At 53.4% G+C, this 16161-nt stretch carries 7 protein-coding genes; 1 reads left to right on the top strand and 6 read right to left on the bottom strand.

Annotated elements, in window-relative coordinates; genetic code table 11:
• Positions 1–3: 3 nt before the first annotated feature.
• The 6 genes from E9954_RS30950 to E9954_RS30925 all read right to left on the bottom strand — a co-directional run bounded on the left by E9954_RS30950 (position 4) and on the right by E9954_RS30925 (position 13962).
• Positions 4–714 (bottom strand): GDSL-type esterase/lipase family protein, encoded by a 711-nt coding sequence (locus tag E9954_RS30950; protein WP_136083183.1) that lies wholly within the window; start codon positions 712–714, stop codon positions 4–6.
• 84 nt (positions 715–798) lie between these two features.
• Positions 799–5241, bottom strand: coding sequence for an Ig-like domain-containing protein (locus tag E9954_RS30945; protein ID WP_136083182.1), 4443 nt, complete (start codon positions 5239–5241; stop codon positions 799–801).
• 109 nt (positions 5242–5350) lie between these two features.
• On the bottom strand, positions 5351–9130 hold the full coding sequence (locus tag E9954_RS30940; protein ID WP_136083181.1) for a CIA30 family protein: 3780 nt from the start codon (positions 9128–9130) through the stop codon (positions 5351–5353).
• Between the two features lie 140 nt (positions 9131–9270).
• The gene (locus E9954_RS30935) at positions 9271–10044 is read right to left on the bottom strand and encodes a hypothetical protein (protein ID WP_136083180.1); all 774 of its coding nucleotides are present in this window, start codon (positions 10042–10044) and stop codon (positions 9271–9273) included.
• Positions 10045–10110: 66 nt separating this feature from the next.
• Positions 10111–12519 carry a hypothetical protein gene (locus E9954_RS30930; protein WP_136083179.1) on the bottom strand — a complete coding sequence of 803 codons (2409 nt, stop codon included), beginning with the start codon at positions 12517–12519 and terminating at the stop codon, positions 10111–10113.
• A gap of 135 nt (positions 12520–12654) precedes the next feature.
• Positions 12655–13962, bottom strand: a complete 1308-nt coding sequence (locus tag E9954_RS30925) for a vWA domain-containing protein (RefSeq protein WP_136083178.1) — start codon at positions 13960–13962, stop codon at positions 12655–12657.
• 200 nt (positions 13963–14162) lie between these two features.
• Between E9954_RS30925 and E9954_RS30920 the strand changes: the two genes are divergently transcribed.
• Positions 14163–16160: a histidine kinase gene (locus E9954_RS30920; protein ID WP_136083177.1), complete on the top strand. Its 1998-nt coding sequence runs from the start codon at positions 14163–14165 to the stop codon at positions 16158–16160.
• Position 16161: the final 1 nt, after the last annotated feature.

Here is a 16161-nt window from a genome sequence, read left to right as displayed (position 1 = left end):
CTTTTACTCAGCCGGCTCCACCGGATCATCACCCAGCGCCTGGCTGACGGCGGGCTCCATCTGCTCCCACCAGAGCTGATAACCCTGCGAACTCAAGTGCAGTAGATCGGTGTAATAAAGTTCTTCTTTGAGTGATCCGTCTCCGTTGACAAAATGTGAATTAATATCCATGTGGAACACATGCACGCCGTCCGCAAGCGATGCCAGCTGCGCATTGACCGCCACATTACAATCGTGCTCCGCACCGGCTGCACGGGGAAAAATGGAAAAGAGCAGGATTTCCGAAGCCGGCACACGCGTGCGCAGCTCAGTAACGATCGCCTGAATGCCCAGAACAATATCTGCGGGATCATCGCGCCCGGCATTGTTGGTACCGATCATGACCACCACCAGCTTCGGAGTCAGCCCGTCAACCTCCCCGTTCTGCAGGCGCCACAGCACATTCTGAGTGCCGTCGCCACCGAAGCCGAGATTCAGCGTGTTGCGATGTCCGAAATAGGTGTCATAGAGCGCTTCCCGTTCGCCATAGTGTGTAATCGAGTCGCCGATATGAATCAGGTCCACTCCGCCCTGCGCGGCCGCAGCCACCTTTTCATCATGCCGTTGCATCCACCATTCGCCGGGGCGCTCCGCCCGAAGCGCCTGCGGGGTTTCCTCGGCCATGGAAATGCATACAAACGCCACAACTCCGCCCAACTGAATGATTTTCTTCATATTCAATCTTCTCTGTTAGATCTTCTAAATAGCGGGAGCAGGAAATACCTGCTCCCATCCATTTCCAAGGTCTGGAATGCGCTCTTATTCAACTTCGATGAGCACGAATCCGGTCGCGCTGTCCACCGCCACGGTATGCGTGCAGGACGGCTCGACTCCGGGAACACCTGTGGCCTGTTCAATCCACACCGCATCGGTCATGTTGGTCTTAAACCAGACCGTATAGTTTTTGCCTGCAACGGCCTGCCAGTTGACGACCCGGTCGCCACCGACCACGGAGACTTCATTGACTCGAAGCACGGAAGCGCTGTTGGTCGGGTCGGTTCCGGCAAATTCCTCTTCCCAGGTCGACAGACCATCGCTATCGATGTCGTTTATCACGGCACCGTCATTGAGCGGGAGGTCATACGACTCGAGATAGGTCGAGGTAACGTTATTGGTAAACGTCCATTCCCCGCCGACCCATTGCAGGTTTTCCAACACGGGAACATCGCCCTGCCACCAGGTCGGATAGGTGCTTGAATCAAACTTATTGGCGGAAGCAATGCCCATATAGCGCACATCCTCCCAACTGCTCAGTGTAGAGGTTCCGTCGCCCAACAGAACAAAGTCATCCAGGGCAAGCGAAACGGTATTCGTTCCAGCCACCGGAAGATTGATGGTTGCGGCGAAGGAACTCCAGATATGCTCACCCCACTCATCCATGAGCTTAATCGTCAGCAGGTTATTCGCCTCGGTGGTCGTAATGTCAAACGACAGCTCACCATCAACCGGGCCCTTCCAGGCTGCATCATTCATTTTACGGGTGTAGAACATCCAGTGATGCGGATTGTCTTCGCTGAGGGTGTACCAGTCTTTGAACCCGCGGGAGAAGTCGTCGATGAGACGGTTTCTTTCAGCTGTCGGCACCACACCGTTGCTTACGAGTTCGTCCGGATAAACGGTATAGACCTCGGAGGCTATGCTGAAGTTACGGTTCGGATTATGATATCCCGGAGGCATCGCCAGATCGAATCCGCAGTCATAGGTAATGACCGCCAAGGCCACCAGCGGTTCGTTGAGGCTGTATACCGGACATTGTGCTTCCCAATGGTCACCGACCTGAGTCACCGGCGCATCACGATAGAAGCGGTTCAGAATATCGCGTTCCGTACCATAATAGATGTCTACTGAAACCACCGTATTCGAGGTGCTTTCATCCGGCCACACCCGGAATACCGGCACACCGTCCACGGTGGTCAGATCCAGTTCCGCCGAGGAACGCTCCGGAAAATCAAACCCGCTGGTCAGCCAGGTTTTATGCCACAGGACACGGGCCGCGAATGAAGCCGTATCGAAGCGGTGGTTATAGTGCGGCGCAAAGGCCAGCTGCTGCGGCACATCGGTCGGTTGCAGCGCCATCGCACGGGTCACTAGGTCGAACGGCGCATTAAAGTCGTTGGCCGCCTCGAGGAAGAGCATCGGGCAGGTGATGTCCGGCCAATAGAGGCTCGCTTCAACGGTATTCATGTGAAGGTCCAGGCTTTGCACGCCGTTGGTGGACCGGCCGCTGTTCGGCACGCCCCACCAGTCCTCATAGAGGAATCCGGAACCGCCGACCGAGGGCGTTACGCAGGTAAGGCGCGGATCGGTCGACGACAGCACCGTGGTGTGTCCGCCCATGCTGTGGCCCGTCAGGCCCAGCTTCGTACCGTCCACGATCGACTGACTCTGCAGGAAGGTCAGCGCACGGCGGGTGGCATAGGAGTTATGCATCCAGCTGCTGTTGAGCGGGTGCGGCACATCAAAAAGCGTACTGCCATCGCTGTAGACAGCGGGATCGGTCCAGTTATGGAAGATCGCATCGGTTACGCCCTCGCGGGTAAAGCCGGAGGCGAGTCCATCCCAGTCGGTATTCGGATAACCCTCTTCCTGCGGAAGCCCGCCCCAGTTGATACTTATGGAAGCATAGCCCTGCTCCGCCCAGTATTTAGTGTATGAGGCCATTGCCCGCTGTCCGCCGCCATGAATCATAACCGCCCCGGGCAGATTGGTTCCACCGGTAGGATACGCATAGTAAGCGGCGATTTTCGGCGTTGCGTTGGTCTGGGTTCCGCTCCATGCACCCAGCTCGTAGCGGATGAAATGGATGGTGATATCGTCTTCCGTCCAGGACTTGAGCCACTCGACATTGAGCGGATCATTCAGGATGGAATTATGATAGGTGTCCCAAAGCTCAGCAGCCGTCTGCGGGATGGGCAGGATCGACACCGTTCCGGTGTTGGATACCTTCTGCCAGTCCTGCGCAGTGAATGTAAAGGTATCATATCCACTGGAACCGACATTCGGGGTATAGGTCAGATTCGGCGCGGTTCCGGACAGGACGCCGTTCGTCGGCAGGTCAACCACATTGTACGTAAGCGCATCATCTTCCGGATCGGTTGCGATCAGCACAATGGCGACCGAGGAGGTACCCCCCAGTGTAACGGTCTGGTCGTACGCCGTCGGCGCGTCATTTCCGGGCGGGTCGATGGTCAGCACCAGGCTGGAATCCGTCGTGTTCAGGGAAAGATCCGCATCGAGGCCGCTGTCGCCCGCTTCAATGTTCACCGTGGGATCAAAGGTTCCGCCGAAGACGGACGTGTAGTCCGCCAATACGATGGAGAGACCGTTCGTGTGGTTATATTCGGAAATATCGATGTTATAGGTGGCATTCGACCAACCAGCCACAAACTGACCGTTGTTCCCGGCATACAGCGCACCGGCCTGCACAGTGGTGAACCCGGTTTCAGAGAGTTTGAAACCGATCGTGTTGTTTCCTTTGTGCTCGATACTGATTCCGGTGTTTCCAAAGGACGCACCGTTCTCGAAATAAATCGAACCGTTGAGCAGGTCCAGCCAGCCCATACTTGATTTCAAGCTTCCGTTAGTGCCGAGCGTTAAGGTGGCACCGTTCAGGTGCACAACGCCGCCGGGAAAATCAAGTTGACCGTCCGATATAATTTCATTCGCCGTAACCGGAAACTGAGTGCCGAAGGTTACGTCTGCACCTGTTCCGATATACAGTTTGGCAAAAACGTTCGGGACGTTGGTGACGACCTCTCCGGCTCCAATCAGGACCGTATCGCCACTGCCGGGCACCGTATCCGTATTCCAGTTGGTGGCACTCATCCAATCACTGTCGGAGGCGCCGTCATCCCAGATGGCATCATAATCAATCACGCCCATATCGAGAACGATCGAAGCGGTAGCCTCATCCCAGATCAGATTGGCGGGGTAACCGCTGTTGTTGGCGACAACCAGGTTGAAGTTGGTGAATGTGTCAGCCGTCATGGCACCGCCAGCGACAAAATCAATGAGGGTAATATTCTGGGGCGGTCCGGTAAAATCGGCCATATCCACGCTAATCGTCTGGCCGGCAAAACCATCAATCAACCATCCTCCTGCGCTCAACGCCTGGAAACCATCGGCATCTAGATTAAACCCAAGAGTGATTTCTGAATGGTTCGCAAACTGCAGGTTACCGGAAGTATTGAGCGTTGCACCGGCATCAAAAATAAAGGAGGAACCTCCTCCCCAAAATACCAACCAGCTGGTTCCAAGATCGAGGTTGGCGGTTGAACCGATATTCCATACGGTACTCCAGGAACGCAGGGCATCACTTGAAGTCAGCGTGCCGTCAAGATAGACCGCGGCAGGATTACCCGGTGAGTGCCAACCGCCACCGAAATTCCAATTCACTGTATATTCACTGCCGATCCCTACCACGTCGCCATTAGCGGTTCCGGAGCCATTATCCCAGTTGTTCGTCGTCAGCCAGTTGTTATCGGCACCGCCGCCGACCCATGCAACGTCGTATTCGATAACGCCCATATCGAGAACGATCGAATCGATTTCATCCACCCAAACCAGACTGGCATCGTAGCTGCCGGCGTTTGTAACCATCAGTGTTGCCGTCTGGAACGCGGCATCGGTCAGACCGACGGCGTTATTAAAAGCAACCAGAGTCATATTGGAAGCCGGAGCAGTGTAGGCGGCTAGATCAACGATGTAGGTGACATTCTCCATGCCGGTACTGCGAAGCAGGTTGACGGGTGTCAGCGCGGGAAATCCATCGGCATTGAGATTAAACTGAAATGTAGGAGAGCCTTTCTGCTCCCAGTTACCGATCGTCGCGGTCGCTCCCGCGTCAAACGTTACCGTTGAACTGTTGAAATCATAATAAGAGGAACCGGCCAGCGACGCATTCGAGCCCACATTGACATCAGCCCCGTTAAAGCGGATCACCGTATTTGCCGTGAGTGTTGCCGTGCCGGAAAGAGTCAGCGAGTCCCCGAGAAAACTGCCAGCGCCTGCTGTGGCATCATAATTCACCGATGCGCTATCGATGGTCACATCATCACCATAATTCGGGGCAAGATTGTCCGACCAGTTGGTTACACTCGTCCAGTTATTGTCGGCTGCTTCTCCGTCCCAACTGACCGATGCGGCCTGGGCTGCAACGGCGAGAGCCATCCACATTCCGATCATTGAATTTTTTTTTACCATTTCCCGTCTCCTGCTTTAAAATTAGAGTTTCCTATTGATACCGTAACCAAGATATGACAGCGGCCCAAATTTGACTATCCACCGTTTGGTGGATGCGCTTTTCACACCTTTATTCGACTTCAACCCGGAAGAACCCTGTAGCACCATGCACTATTGCGGTATGGGTGCAATCGGGTTCAATGCCTGGAATGCCTGAATCCTGTTCAACCCAGATGGGAGCAACCAGGTTCGTTGCGAAATGAATGGAATAGGATTTTCCCATAACCGCCTGCCAACTGAGCACATGGCTGTTTCCGCTCGAAGCGACACCGCTCAGTTTCAAAACCGACGACAGGTTGGTTGGATTGGTTCCGGCAATGTATTCCTGCCAGGTCCAGTGACCATCAACATCTTCGTCGATCAGGTCGGTATCTAAACCGTATTCACCCAGCCAGCGCCAGGGCGTTCCGTTGGTCGTGTAGGCCGGATTGTGCAGCGATTCACTGGAGGTCTGCACGCCGACTTCGATCCAGACATTGGAAGAGGCCGTTGCCGAGCTCATGCTGAACGTAGTGAGATTGGTCGGAACAAACGGGCTTTCCAATGCCTGGAAAGAAACCGTATTCCAGTCTTCGTCGTAGACCGTGAAATCTCCGTTGGGCTCCAGGATGAAATGATGTTCGACCGGAATACTTCCGGTAATATTGAGCGTCTGTTCGCCCAGCGAAAACGATGGATTAACCAAGGTCTCCGAATTTTCCTCCAAACCCTGAAGGTCTTCGATCAAAACACTGCAGGTGGTATTTGCCGGAAGATGACCGATCCCGACCTCAACCGAACTCACGCCCGCGTAGTCCATGAACTTCCGTGTCGCCACCGCCCAGCCCCAGTTCCTCAGGCGCCAGGCCTGTTCAGCGGTCGGAATTTCAATCCAGCGTGTGCCGGTGAAATCAATCGGCACAGCATAATCGCGGGCATTGTCATTGCGCTTCACACGGATGACCAGTACAGCACCGCTGCCGTCGCCCGTCACCCAGCATCCAATCCCCCGATGATTGAGAAAATCCACTCTGGGCCAGATCGAATAAACATTAAAATCCGTATCTTTCCAGATCCCGGAACCGGTCGAGTTTGTTGCCGCAACCGTCAGTGCATTGGTGCCGATATAGGGCATTAAATCAATATTGCCGACTGACGCCGGATCAAAACGCGGCAGTACCCTACCCACAATTCGGGTTTGGTCTGCACCTGAATCAAATTCCACCGGAACTTCCAGGGATTGGCTCTGCCCATTCTGCACATAAAACCTAGGCGTAATAGTGCCGTGTTCCTGCCCGAAATGCCATTCATGTGTATATTGGTCGGTACCCAGCGCATGCCATTTCCTGAAATCGGAGCCGTCCAGACGCCAGTGGGATTCCGCCCAGGGATGATTTCCGTTGATTGACGAGCGCGCCCCATCGTATCCCCTGAAATTTTCCATCGACGCCCTCTCAGCAGGTGTGAGGGCAAACGATGCATCTTTCCAGTCGCGAACAAGATCAAGCACGGCATCCATCTGACCATGCGTCTGCAGGGTATTGAGCGACATGCCCTTGACATCATAGGAACCCAGTGAAAATCCGCGATTGTTCAGATTCATGAACTTGTTCATCTCGTGCTCAATCTCTTCAAGACCGGGCGTGATCCGCGATTTATCGCCAAGGAAAAGTGCCGCATGCTGCCGGGTCTGGAAGGTGCCGCCCAAAGCGTCCTTGACCCGGTTAAAGCGGTACTCGATCCACGCGTTTGGCGGCCGGCCTTCGCTGGTATTGGCTGTAGAAGGATGATCCAGATTTTCGTACACCGTAGCGGCAAACTTTTCCGCCCCCCACGAACCGGTAGCTCGGTGATTTTCAAAGCCGTCAAATTCCGATTTGGTGGTGCCGAGGGCATTATTCAGCTCGGCCCAGCGGGTAGCGATGGTATCGAACAGGGCAGCATTCGGATCCGGTACAAAATCCTGGTTATAGGGTCGAAGATAGCCGCGCAAACCTTCGCCGGGGGAATAACTGTCCGCAACGGTATTCCATTTCCCACGCTCGACTCCGTCCAACTGCCAGGTCCCGTTGCCGTGGTCGGTTACAGATGAAGCGCTGATCCATTCGTCGCCAAGTCGGAAGGTTTTAAATTCAAAGAAAGAAGGAATCACCGGAGGCGCTTCCACCGGATAGGCAGAAGAGCTTTTAACCGGCAGGGCCACCCCCGGATCGGGCACGACCGTAAAGGAGGTGGATGCAGCCGAGATGGATTGAGTCAGCGTCACCGTTCCCCAGCTCTGCAAGTCGGGATGTACCGCTCCGGCAGTGAATTCCACATCTTCCTCGCCTATCGTGCCGCACAGATAGTGCAGCATCAGGCTCATGCCGTTTTCGGCCAGCCCATCGCTGAAGGCCTGCAGGTTGGTCTGCCCGGCGGGATACATATCCGGATTGACTTCGTCGTTCTGCCGGTAATGCAGCCAGTATTCCCCCCGCCAGATCGAATTCCACATGTAGATGGCCTTGGCATCCATCGATGCGGCATAAGGAATAAAATCATCGTGCTCTTCAACGGTGTCGGGCACGATATTCAGGTAACTGGTGTCGTACGCCATCTCGACCCAGTCGTCCAACCAGGCCTCCGCAGTTGCCCGGTCCCACACGCCCGTTACTGCAGGGTGCGGCAGACCTTCGTTCACCCAAAGATCCAACAGAGTTTCATCCTCCTGAACGGTATCCTTGAATTCATACAGTGCAAATGCACCGAGTTTGTTGCTGTTCGAGGTTTCCCAGAGGTTCTGGCGCTCCACTCGGAAAACGCTACGGTTGGCATTGGCCTTGACCATGCAGTCGAGCTCGAGCTCCTGCAGGTTCTGACTCTGCCCGTTCAGGCTGAAATAGAACCGCTCCCCCGCTAGGGCAAATCCGCTCAGATCCAAAAAGCGCATGGTCATGTAATCATTGGTGCCGCCGATAAAAAGGTCAAACTGTTCGGTTGAGCCAGAAATCCCGAAACGATAGCCCCCCCCACCTAGGTCGATTAGGGTGTCAAACCGGCGTTCGGAATAATCCAATTCCTGTAAATAAAAACCTTTTGAAGAGGTATTGCTGAGCAATTCATCGCCCTCAGGATTGATCAGAGAAACCGGCACCGCACTCTCATCAAACACAACAGCCAGTCCATGCGTAGCAGCGACGGTGCCGGTTACGGCCAACACAATGTCATGATTGATTTCGTCAAACTCAAGATGATACGGACGGGCTCCCGCATTCTCAATTATGATCGTTGCATCCTGGAAATTGCTCGATGTTACACTGCTTTTATTTTCGGTATAATCGACCAGTATAATATCGTGCAATGGGCCGCTATAGTCGGCCAGATCAACCCGGTAGGTTGCATCAGCAATAGAGGTGCCGCCACCAATCCAGAATTTATCGGCATTCAGCTTTGCAAAACCGGTCGAACTCAGTTCAAAGCTGAAATAGTTGGACCCTTTGTTTTCCCAGTCATCGATATTTACTGAGGCTCCGTCTTCAAAATATATGGCCGCATTATCCAGATCCCAGAAATCGCCGGAGAGTGCCCCATCTGAGGCTAAATTCAACGTACAGCCGCTCAGCCGGATCGCCCCGGAATCCTTATGAAGCACCGATCCTCCGCTGAGGGTTAAATCAGACCCATTCGGCAGGTACTCAATAGCAGCCAGCTGAACGGTATCCCCATTGGCAATGACGATTTCATCCCCGGCCAGGGGCACGGCATCGCTGCTCCAGTTTTCAGGGGTCGACCAAAGGTTATCTGCTCCACCGCCATCCCATTGAACAGTAGCCGCACGGCTCACCCCGAAACTGAGGAAAAGTAGTAATAAGACTGTGTAATTTCCACTCATAAATCAACCCAATATCGTTTCACAAATGGCGCTAAAATTCAATCATTGAGTACCTGGATCACGCAAAAAACGCCTTTTTTCACTCATTTCAGGCACAAAAAAACCGCCCGCCTGATCGACGGGCGGCATCACTTTAAAGGCTACATAATAAAGATTCGGCGAACAAAGAACACCAGGGTGCTGAATCCGCAAACCAGCCCAAGCGTCGCTGGTTCCGGAATGACATTCAGTTCAATAGCCGAAGTCGTTTCGTTCCATTGCAGAGTGGAGCCAGCGTATGCACCGGCATCGCTGACTGTGGCATTGAGGTCATTCTTGAAGATCGTATCAGTCATGCCGTTATTGCCGGTGAAGTCCATCAGCACTATCGTGCCAGCACCTCCGGTATAATTGGCCATGTTTACATCGATTCCCTGGCCGACATGGTTGTTGAACTGAAGCAAGCCCGCGGACATGGTTTGAAAGCCAGTTGCCTCAAGGTTAAACCCGAGGGTAGTGGCTGCGCTATCACCAAACTCTATACGTCCGGAGGTTTGGTTGAGCGTTGCGCCAGAATCAAAAGTAAATGACGAACCACCACCCCAGAGCACCAACCAGTTACCGCCGAGATCGATCGTGCCTGTTGAGCTAATATCCCAGTCGGTGCTCCAATTACGCAAGGCGCCAACTGTGGTTAGCGTGCCATCGAGATTGACCGACGCTGGATTTCCTGGCGAGTGCCATCCGCCGCCGAAATCCCAATTCACTTCTTTAGTGCTGTCAATTTGGACCGCACTGCCATTACCTGGTGCTATATTTCCTACCCAGTTGGCACCAACGCTCCAGGCAGCGCCATCATCACCGCTGTATACAATTTCCGCATTCGCCACCCCGGCCAGCACAAGCATTCCTGCCACTATTCCTGCTTTTTTCATTTCGTTCTCCTTTATTTTTATGCGGTGGCATTGCTCTCCGGGAGCAGGCCTCCGGCAAAACTTCTGCTATTCTGCCAATTCGACCGTAAAGAATGTCGCATCCGAACTGACCGTCACCGTAGTGACCGTTTCCGTCTCTACTCCGACGACATTCGAGGCATTGGTGACCGGCGAACCGTATTGAAGGTTATTGACCGATACCACGTTGTAGGTCTTGCCGGCCACTGACTGCCAGGCCACGTCATATTGATCTATCCCCACTTCCGTCACACTGTTCACCTCAAGAACGGATGCGCTGTTGGTCGGATTGGTTCCGGCCCGGTATTCCTGCCAGTTGAGCAAGCCATCGAGATCGGTATCTTCAAGATCGGCCTGCTCATATTCATTGCTGACGACCAGATCATAGTCTTCCAGCCATGTGTATGGGGTGCCTTGAGCTGTGAGAGCCGGCGGTACAATCAGGGCAATGCCCAGATCACCGTTGCCGTCGATATCGTAATCATATACCAGTGTATAATCGTCCTCACCGATCACCGTAACATCGGCAAACGAGCCGCTTCCGGTCAGTGTGCCATAATCGAAGAGCACCAGGTCGGTTCCGTTGGCCGGATCATAATTACTTACGTCTACCACCAGATTTCCCTCGAGAACAAGTTGCTGTTTCACTTCAAAGGTTCCTATACCGGATGCATTCGGAGTAAACGTATGCGTCCAGTTCGTCTGGGGATAATAGAAGTGAACGGATGCCGCGGCCTGGCCCTCCAGCGATACATTTGCAACATCGCCGGCCCCGGACTGGGCCAGAATGCCGTTACCGCCGGAAGTAAAGTCCAGCACACCGCCCGACTGAATAGTCAGGTCGGCCCCGTCACCAATCCGCATGGGAACAAAGTTCCCTTCTGAGAGCATCACCTGATTCGAACCGATGGTGAACTCCGACAGGAAATAGGCCGTAACCGAACTGATGGAACTCTTGAAGGCAACCGATTGGGATCCGCTGACCGGGGCAACATCGCCGACCCAGTTTTCGGCGGTGCTGAAACTGCTTCCGGAACCGCCGTCATCCCAAACCACGACATCAAACAGGCTGAGAACCACCTGATGTTCAACCTCATCAAACGCCATTGTTCCGACGCCGCCTTCAACCGTTACAGTCGGATCAAAGATTTCGTCGGAGCCTTTCCATGCCACGTTGGTGAAGTCCATCAGCACCAGCGTTTTTCCGTTAGAAAGATCATAGTCCGTTGCATCGATTTCAAACGTCACGTTTTCCCATGTGGTAGTCGTGGAGCCGGATCCAGCATTCAGAAGTTCTCCAGCTTGCACGGTAGCAAAGCCGGTCTCCGACAATTTAAAGCCAAAGGTCGGGGAAGCCTTCAGCTCAACCGCCATGCCGGTATTATTAAAGGAGGCCCCATCCTCAAAATTGAGGGTTCCGTCACTGGTATCGAGAAAGGTCAAATTAGCTCCCAGAGTGCCGGTTCCGGCCAGGTTAACCTCGCTGCCCTGCAGGCGCCATACGCCATCAACATCGACTGTTCCTGCATTGGAAATCACATTTCCCGGTTCCAGGTTTTCGCTGAAGGTAACCGAGGCCCCGTTTTTGATCTCCAGGAAGGCAAATTCTTTCCGTCCGTTGGTCACCACACCACCCGTTCCGACCAGTACATCGTCAGCCAGGGTCGGCAAACCGTCCGGATCCCAGTTGGATGCTGTCGTCCAGGAACCGTCGCCACTTTCATTATCCCAGGTTACCGGGGGAATCACCGGCGGCAGCACATCCAGAATATTCAACACGATCGCGTCGTTTAGCACATCGAACGTGATGGTCGAATTGGTAAACACCCCCGAATTCGTAACGTACCGGGTTGAATCCGAAAAGGATTCTGCTGTCACTCCCGCAAAATCGTTGGCGAAATCAACCAGCGTGACGGTTCCCGTTCCGCCCGAATAGTTCTGCAAATCGGCAATATACGTAGCATTGGCCATGGTGGCGCCGCCGCCCAGTCGAAGATTACCCGGCTCAAGTTTTGTAAATCCCGATGCGCTCAGTTCAAACTTGAACGTATTGTTTCCCTTTTGTTCCCAGTCGGCCATGGTCGCGATGGCCCCATCCTCAAAATTGAGGGTCGCTCCAGACAGATCCCAGAACCCATTGCCGGTCAGGCCCGAGCCGGAAGCCACATTCAGGGTGGATCCATTCATCCGGATAGCTCCGCCCGGCTGGGTCAGGGTGGAATTCCCGCTCAGGTTAACCGTGCTTCCATTCGGAAGAACCTGGCCCGAAAGCCCCTCCCCGGAAACCGTATCCCCAGTGGAAATATCAATTGTTTCGCCGTCAGTCGGCAACGCGTCTCCGGCCCAGTTCAGTTCATTCGTCCATAAGCCGTCTAATTCGCTGCCATCCCAGGTTGCCGCGTGCGCAGCGGACACTGAAATCATAATGGCCAAATAGACCTTCCATCTTATTTTCATCCTAAAACTCCTGTAAAAATTGCTCTTCTATCTCATCCTAAACAAAATTGAATCCGCCCATTTCACGACGCTCATTAAGGTAACGGAAAATACGAGCGTGTGTATCCACAGTTCGGTAGAGGTCGTACAGATTTCTTATTTTGTGGATTTTCCGGATTCAGTCTTCAAATAACTCTCAATCGCTTTCAAACCCGGCAGGGAACGGTATTCGCCGTCGAGCATCCCGCTGAGCTCCTTGAACCGGGCTTCCTCCTGTCCCCCGGACTCAGGAACAAACTGAATCACGTTAAATGCAAATAAATCACGTATCTTCCTGTTTCGAGAACTCAACCCGCTTTTCTTCGGCAAATCGGTGCTGTTCACCTTGCGCAGGTTGACACAGGACTGGGCAATTTCTTTGGGTGTATACCAATAGAGTTCGGCTTGTGGAGGATGTTCCGTTCCCGGAAAATATGTATTGATAACCGATCCGCCAACCAGCACGCGCTCCGGCTGACCATTCGCTTTCCGTTCCTTGTTTTCTTCGGCCAGCTTTTCCATAGCCTTTTTCTCAATTTCTTTGTATTTGGCCATTTTTGATGCACTCCAGGCCTCGGCCGGGGCTTTTTCGGTGAAAATATGACCCCATCCGTTCGAAAGCAGGAATACGGTGTCCGCCCGGTGTTTCATGGCATACATCAATGGTTCGCTCCAATGATTCAGGTTCGCCAGCGGCTCGACCGCAAGGTTCTCTTCCAACCTATCGCTCCCCGCTCCCAGCGTGTGGGTGCCATAACCGCCGGCCGCCACGGCATTGAGCGGCTTCAGCCATTCATCAACCTTTGCGATATTTGCGGCATTTGCAGGAGCCAGCCCCGGAAAGAGAACGTGTGTGCCGGATCCCTGTCCATATACGGCGACATTAAACAGCACAGTCGGCTTTAATTCGCCCAGAATCCGCACCAGCTCCTCTTTAATGAGGGTGTAGGCCGGAATACCGCCCAGTTCGTCGTACATCATCCATGGCGTTGAATCCAGAATGATGAATACTTTCTCCCCCTTACCTTTAATGCCAAACAGTTCGACCTCGGGCATAGTGAACCCAAGACTTCCCGCCCCGCCCAGCCCACCGGCACCTGCGGAGCCCATTCCGCCTTTGACCCCGGTAATCTCCGGCATCTTGATGTCCGGCATCGAGGCTACTTTCGGCTGAACGACGATACGTTTCCGAAGCCTGGGCTTCTGCATCTTTTTCTTTTTAATATTCACCGGCACCTGCAGTTTTTTCAGCTGCATTTTGGGCCGCTTGACCGGTTTAGCTTCAAATTTATTATCGCTCTTGGTAATTACGGTAACCGCGACAAAGGAAAGTGCCACAATAACCAAGACGGCATGAATGCCCAGGCTGACGAGCGCCGCACTGGATTTGGCATGTTTTGTCAAAAAAGTCTTTCCCTTGCTCATCCATACATCCTTTTGAAGTTATCGGCACCCCGGAGAACGCACATTATACCTATTCCTGTTCCCCGAGGTACCTATACGCTACTTAAATACCCCCACATTCCCATCCACAGTTTGGTAGATGACATTTTACCGATTTTCATCCAATGTACTTGAAACCAAACGTGATCAAACGGCCACTGTAGGACAGATTCCCAAAAACTATGAGCAAATCAAAACCAGGATTAAAGAAGTACCTTACCCTGCTGGCAGCCGCCGTGTTCATCACGATGGCGTTCGCCAATACCCCTGGCCATATTTTCAAAGAATTATCGCTTACTCAACTTGAGGATAAACTCTACAAGATCGATACAGAGCTGCAACAGCTGGCACACTACAGTATGCGAACGGGAATCGGTTCTATCGGGTATCGTTCCTACAGCCATGATACAGCAGAAAATCCGGAATGGGTTCAGATTGATCTGGCGGGGGAAACTCCGATTGACCAGGTCATATTGGTGCCGGTCATTTGGAGGGATACCAAAAGGGGCTTCAAAGCCGATGGTTTTCCCGAAAAGTTTCGAATCCTCGCCGGAACCGACCAGACCACCAACGTGATTGCAGAATACAGTAGCGCCGATCAAATCCTTCCGCGGATTGCCCCGCTGCTGATTCCCTGCTCCGTAACCGCATCCTGGATACGCCTGGAAGCCACCCGTCTCTCGCCGCGCGCATTCGACGGGGCTTTTGATCTGGAACTGGCCGAAATCATGGTTTTTTCCGGAGAGGAAAATGTCGCGCTTCACCAAACCGTTCATACACCCCATCCGGATGCGGAAGAAGGCAGTGCACGGCACAAAAACTATCTTGTAGACGGCTTCGTCCCCTACCTCATGGATGCGGCATCGGGTGAGCAGAGTATCGCGATGGTAAGTCGTACCGGCATAGGCGACCATCCTTCCTTGACCTTTGATCTCGGCGACACCTATCCCGTCAACCGTATCCATCTTCATGCAGTCGATTTGAGCGACACGGTTCCCCAGTCCACCCCATCCAACTTCGGTATTCCTACCCGGCTCATCTTGGAGGGCTCTACTCGGGAAGATTTTTCAGATCCCCGAATCCTGTTAGAATTTCATACGCGTTCCATTTTTGACATCGGCCCCATCATCACACGCCGGTTCCCGGCGTCCAGCTGCAGGTATATTCGGCTCAGTGCCGTTGAACCCTATATCTACACGAGCCTTACCGAATCAGGCTCCCGCATCGGCTTTGCGGAAGTCGAACTGTTCTCCGAAGGCCGTAACGTTGCGCTCGGCCAACCGGTGGGCGCCAGCTTCCAGCTGGGTAATGCCACGCGTTCTTTCAGAACACTGACCGATGGCCGGAACCTTTACGGAGACATCCTGCCGACCCGCCAGTGGATGAACGAACTCGCCCGCCGTCATAAACTGGAAAACGAACGTCCATTAATCATTCAGGAACTGAACAGGCGGTATGCGCGTCAAAAAACTCATCTTCGTATCATGAGCTGGCTGGCAGTATTGTTGGTGGCCGGGATCATTATTGCCGTCCTCGTTGAACGGATGATCCACATGCACCAGTTGACAAGACTGAAAGAGCGGTTTGCCGCCGATCTCCACGACGAACTCGGCGCCAACCTCCACACCATCGGCCTGCTGAGTGATATGGCCGATGAAGCCCGCGAGGAACCGGAAGATCTGACACTTTTTCTTCAACGCATCCGTAGTGTCACGGAGCGCACCGGTTCAGCTGTGCGGCATATCATCAACATGCAGGAAGCCAAGGGGCTGTTCACGGGCCTCGAGAACGATATGCAGCGTGCCGCCACCCGTATTCTGGCTAACCTGGATCACGAAATATCCATCGAGGGACAGGAATACCTGGCCCATATTCCGCCCCGTAAACAGAATGACCTGTTTCTCTTTTACAAAGAATGCCTGGTGAATGCACACAAGCATGCAAATGCCACCCACGTATACACCCGTCTGATCGCCAAACCGCCACACGTAATATTGTCGGTTGAAGACAACGGTCGAGGAATAACGAAGCCCGATGGCGCTAATATACCTTCTTCACTAAAACGCCGGGCCAAACTGCTCGGAGCGCAAATTTCTGTCGAACATCCCGCAGCAGGGGGATCTTGCATCACCCTGAACCTGCACATTCGACGTTTTCAACTTAAGAAGTTCAGAGGTTAGT

The organism is Pontiella desulfatans (assembly GCF_900890425.1).
In the GTDB taxonomy this organism is placed as follows: Bacteria; Verrucomicrobiota; Kiritimatiellia; order Kiritimatiellales; family Pontiellaceae; genus Pontiella; species Pontiella desulfatans.
Note: the sequence above shows the minus strand (reverse complement) of the source record. Positions and strands in the feature narration are given on the sequence as shown.

Excerpts from the sequence above, each read along its gene's own strand:
- E9954_RS30925 (WP_136083178.1), bottom strand. The coding sequence starts at position 13,962 with ATGAGCAAGGGAAAGACTTTTTTGACAAAACATGCCAAATCCAGTGCG.
- E9954_RS30935 (WP_136083180.1), bottom strand. The coding sequence starts at position 10,044 with ATGAAAAAAGCAGGAATAGTGGCAGGAATGCTTGTGCTGGCCGGGGTG.
- E9954_RS30940 (WP_136083181.1), bottom strand. The coding sequence starts at position 9,130 with ATGAGTGGAAATTACACAGTCTTATTACTACTTTTCCTCAGTTTCGGG.
- E9954_RS30945 (WP_136083182.1), bottom strand. The coding sequence starts at position 5,241 with ATGGTAAAAAAAAATTCAATGATCGGAATGTGGATGGCTCTCGCCGTT.
- E9954_RS30950 (WP_136083183.1), bottom strand. The coding sequence starts at position 714 with ATGAAGAAAATCATTCAGTTGGGCGGAGTTGTGGCGTTTGTATGCATT.
- E9954_RS30920 (WP_136083177.1), top strand. The coding sequence starts at position 14,163 with ATGAGCAAATCAAAACCAGGATTAAAGAAGTACCTTACCCTGCTGGCA.
- E9954_RS30930 (WP_136083179.1), bottom strand. The coding sequence starts at position 12,519 with ATGAAAATAAGATGGAAGGTCTATTTGGCCATTATGATTTCAGTGTCC.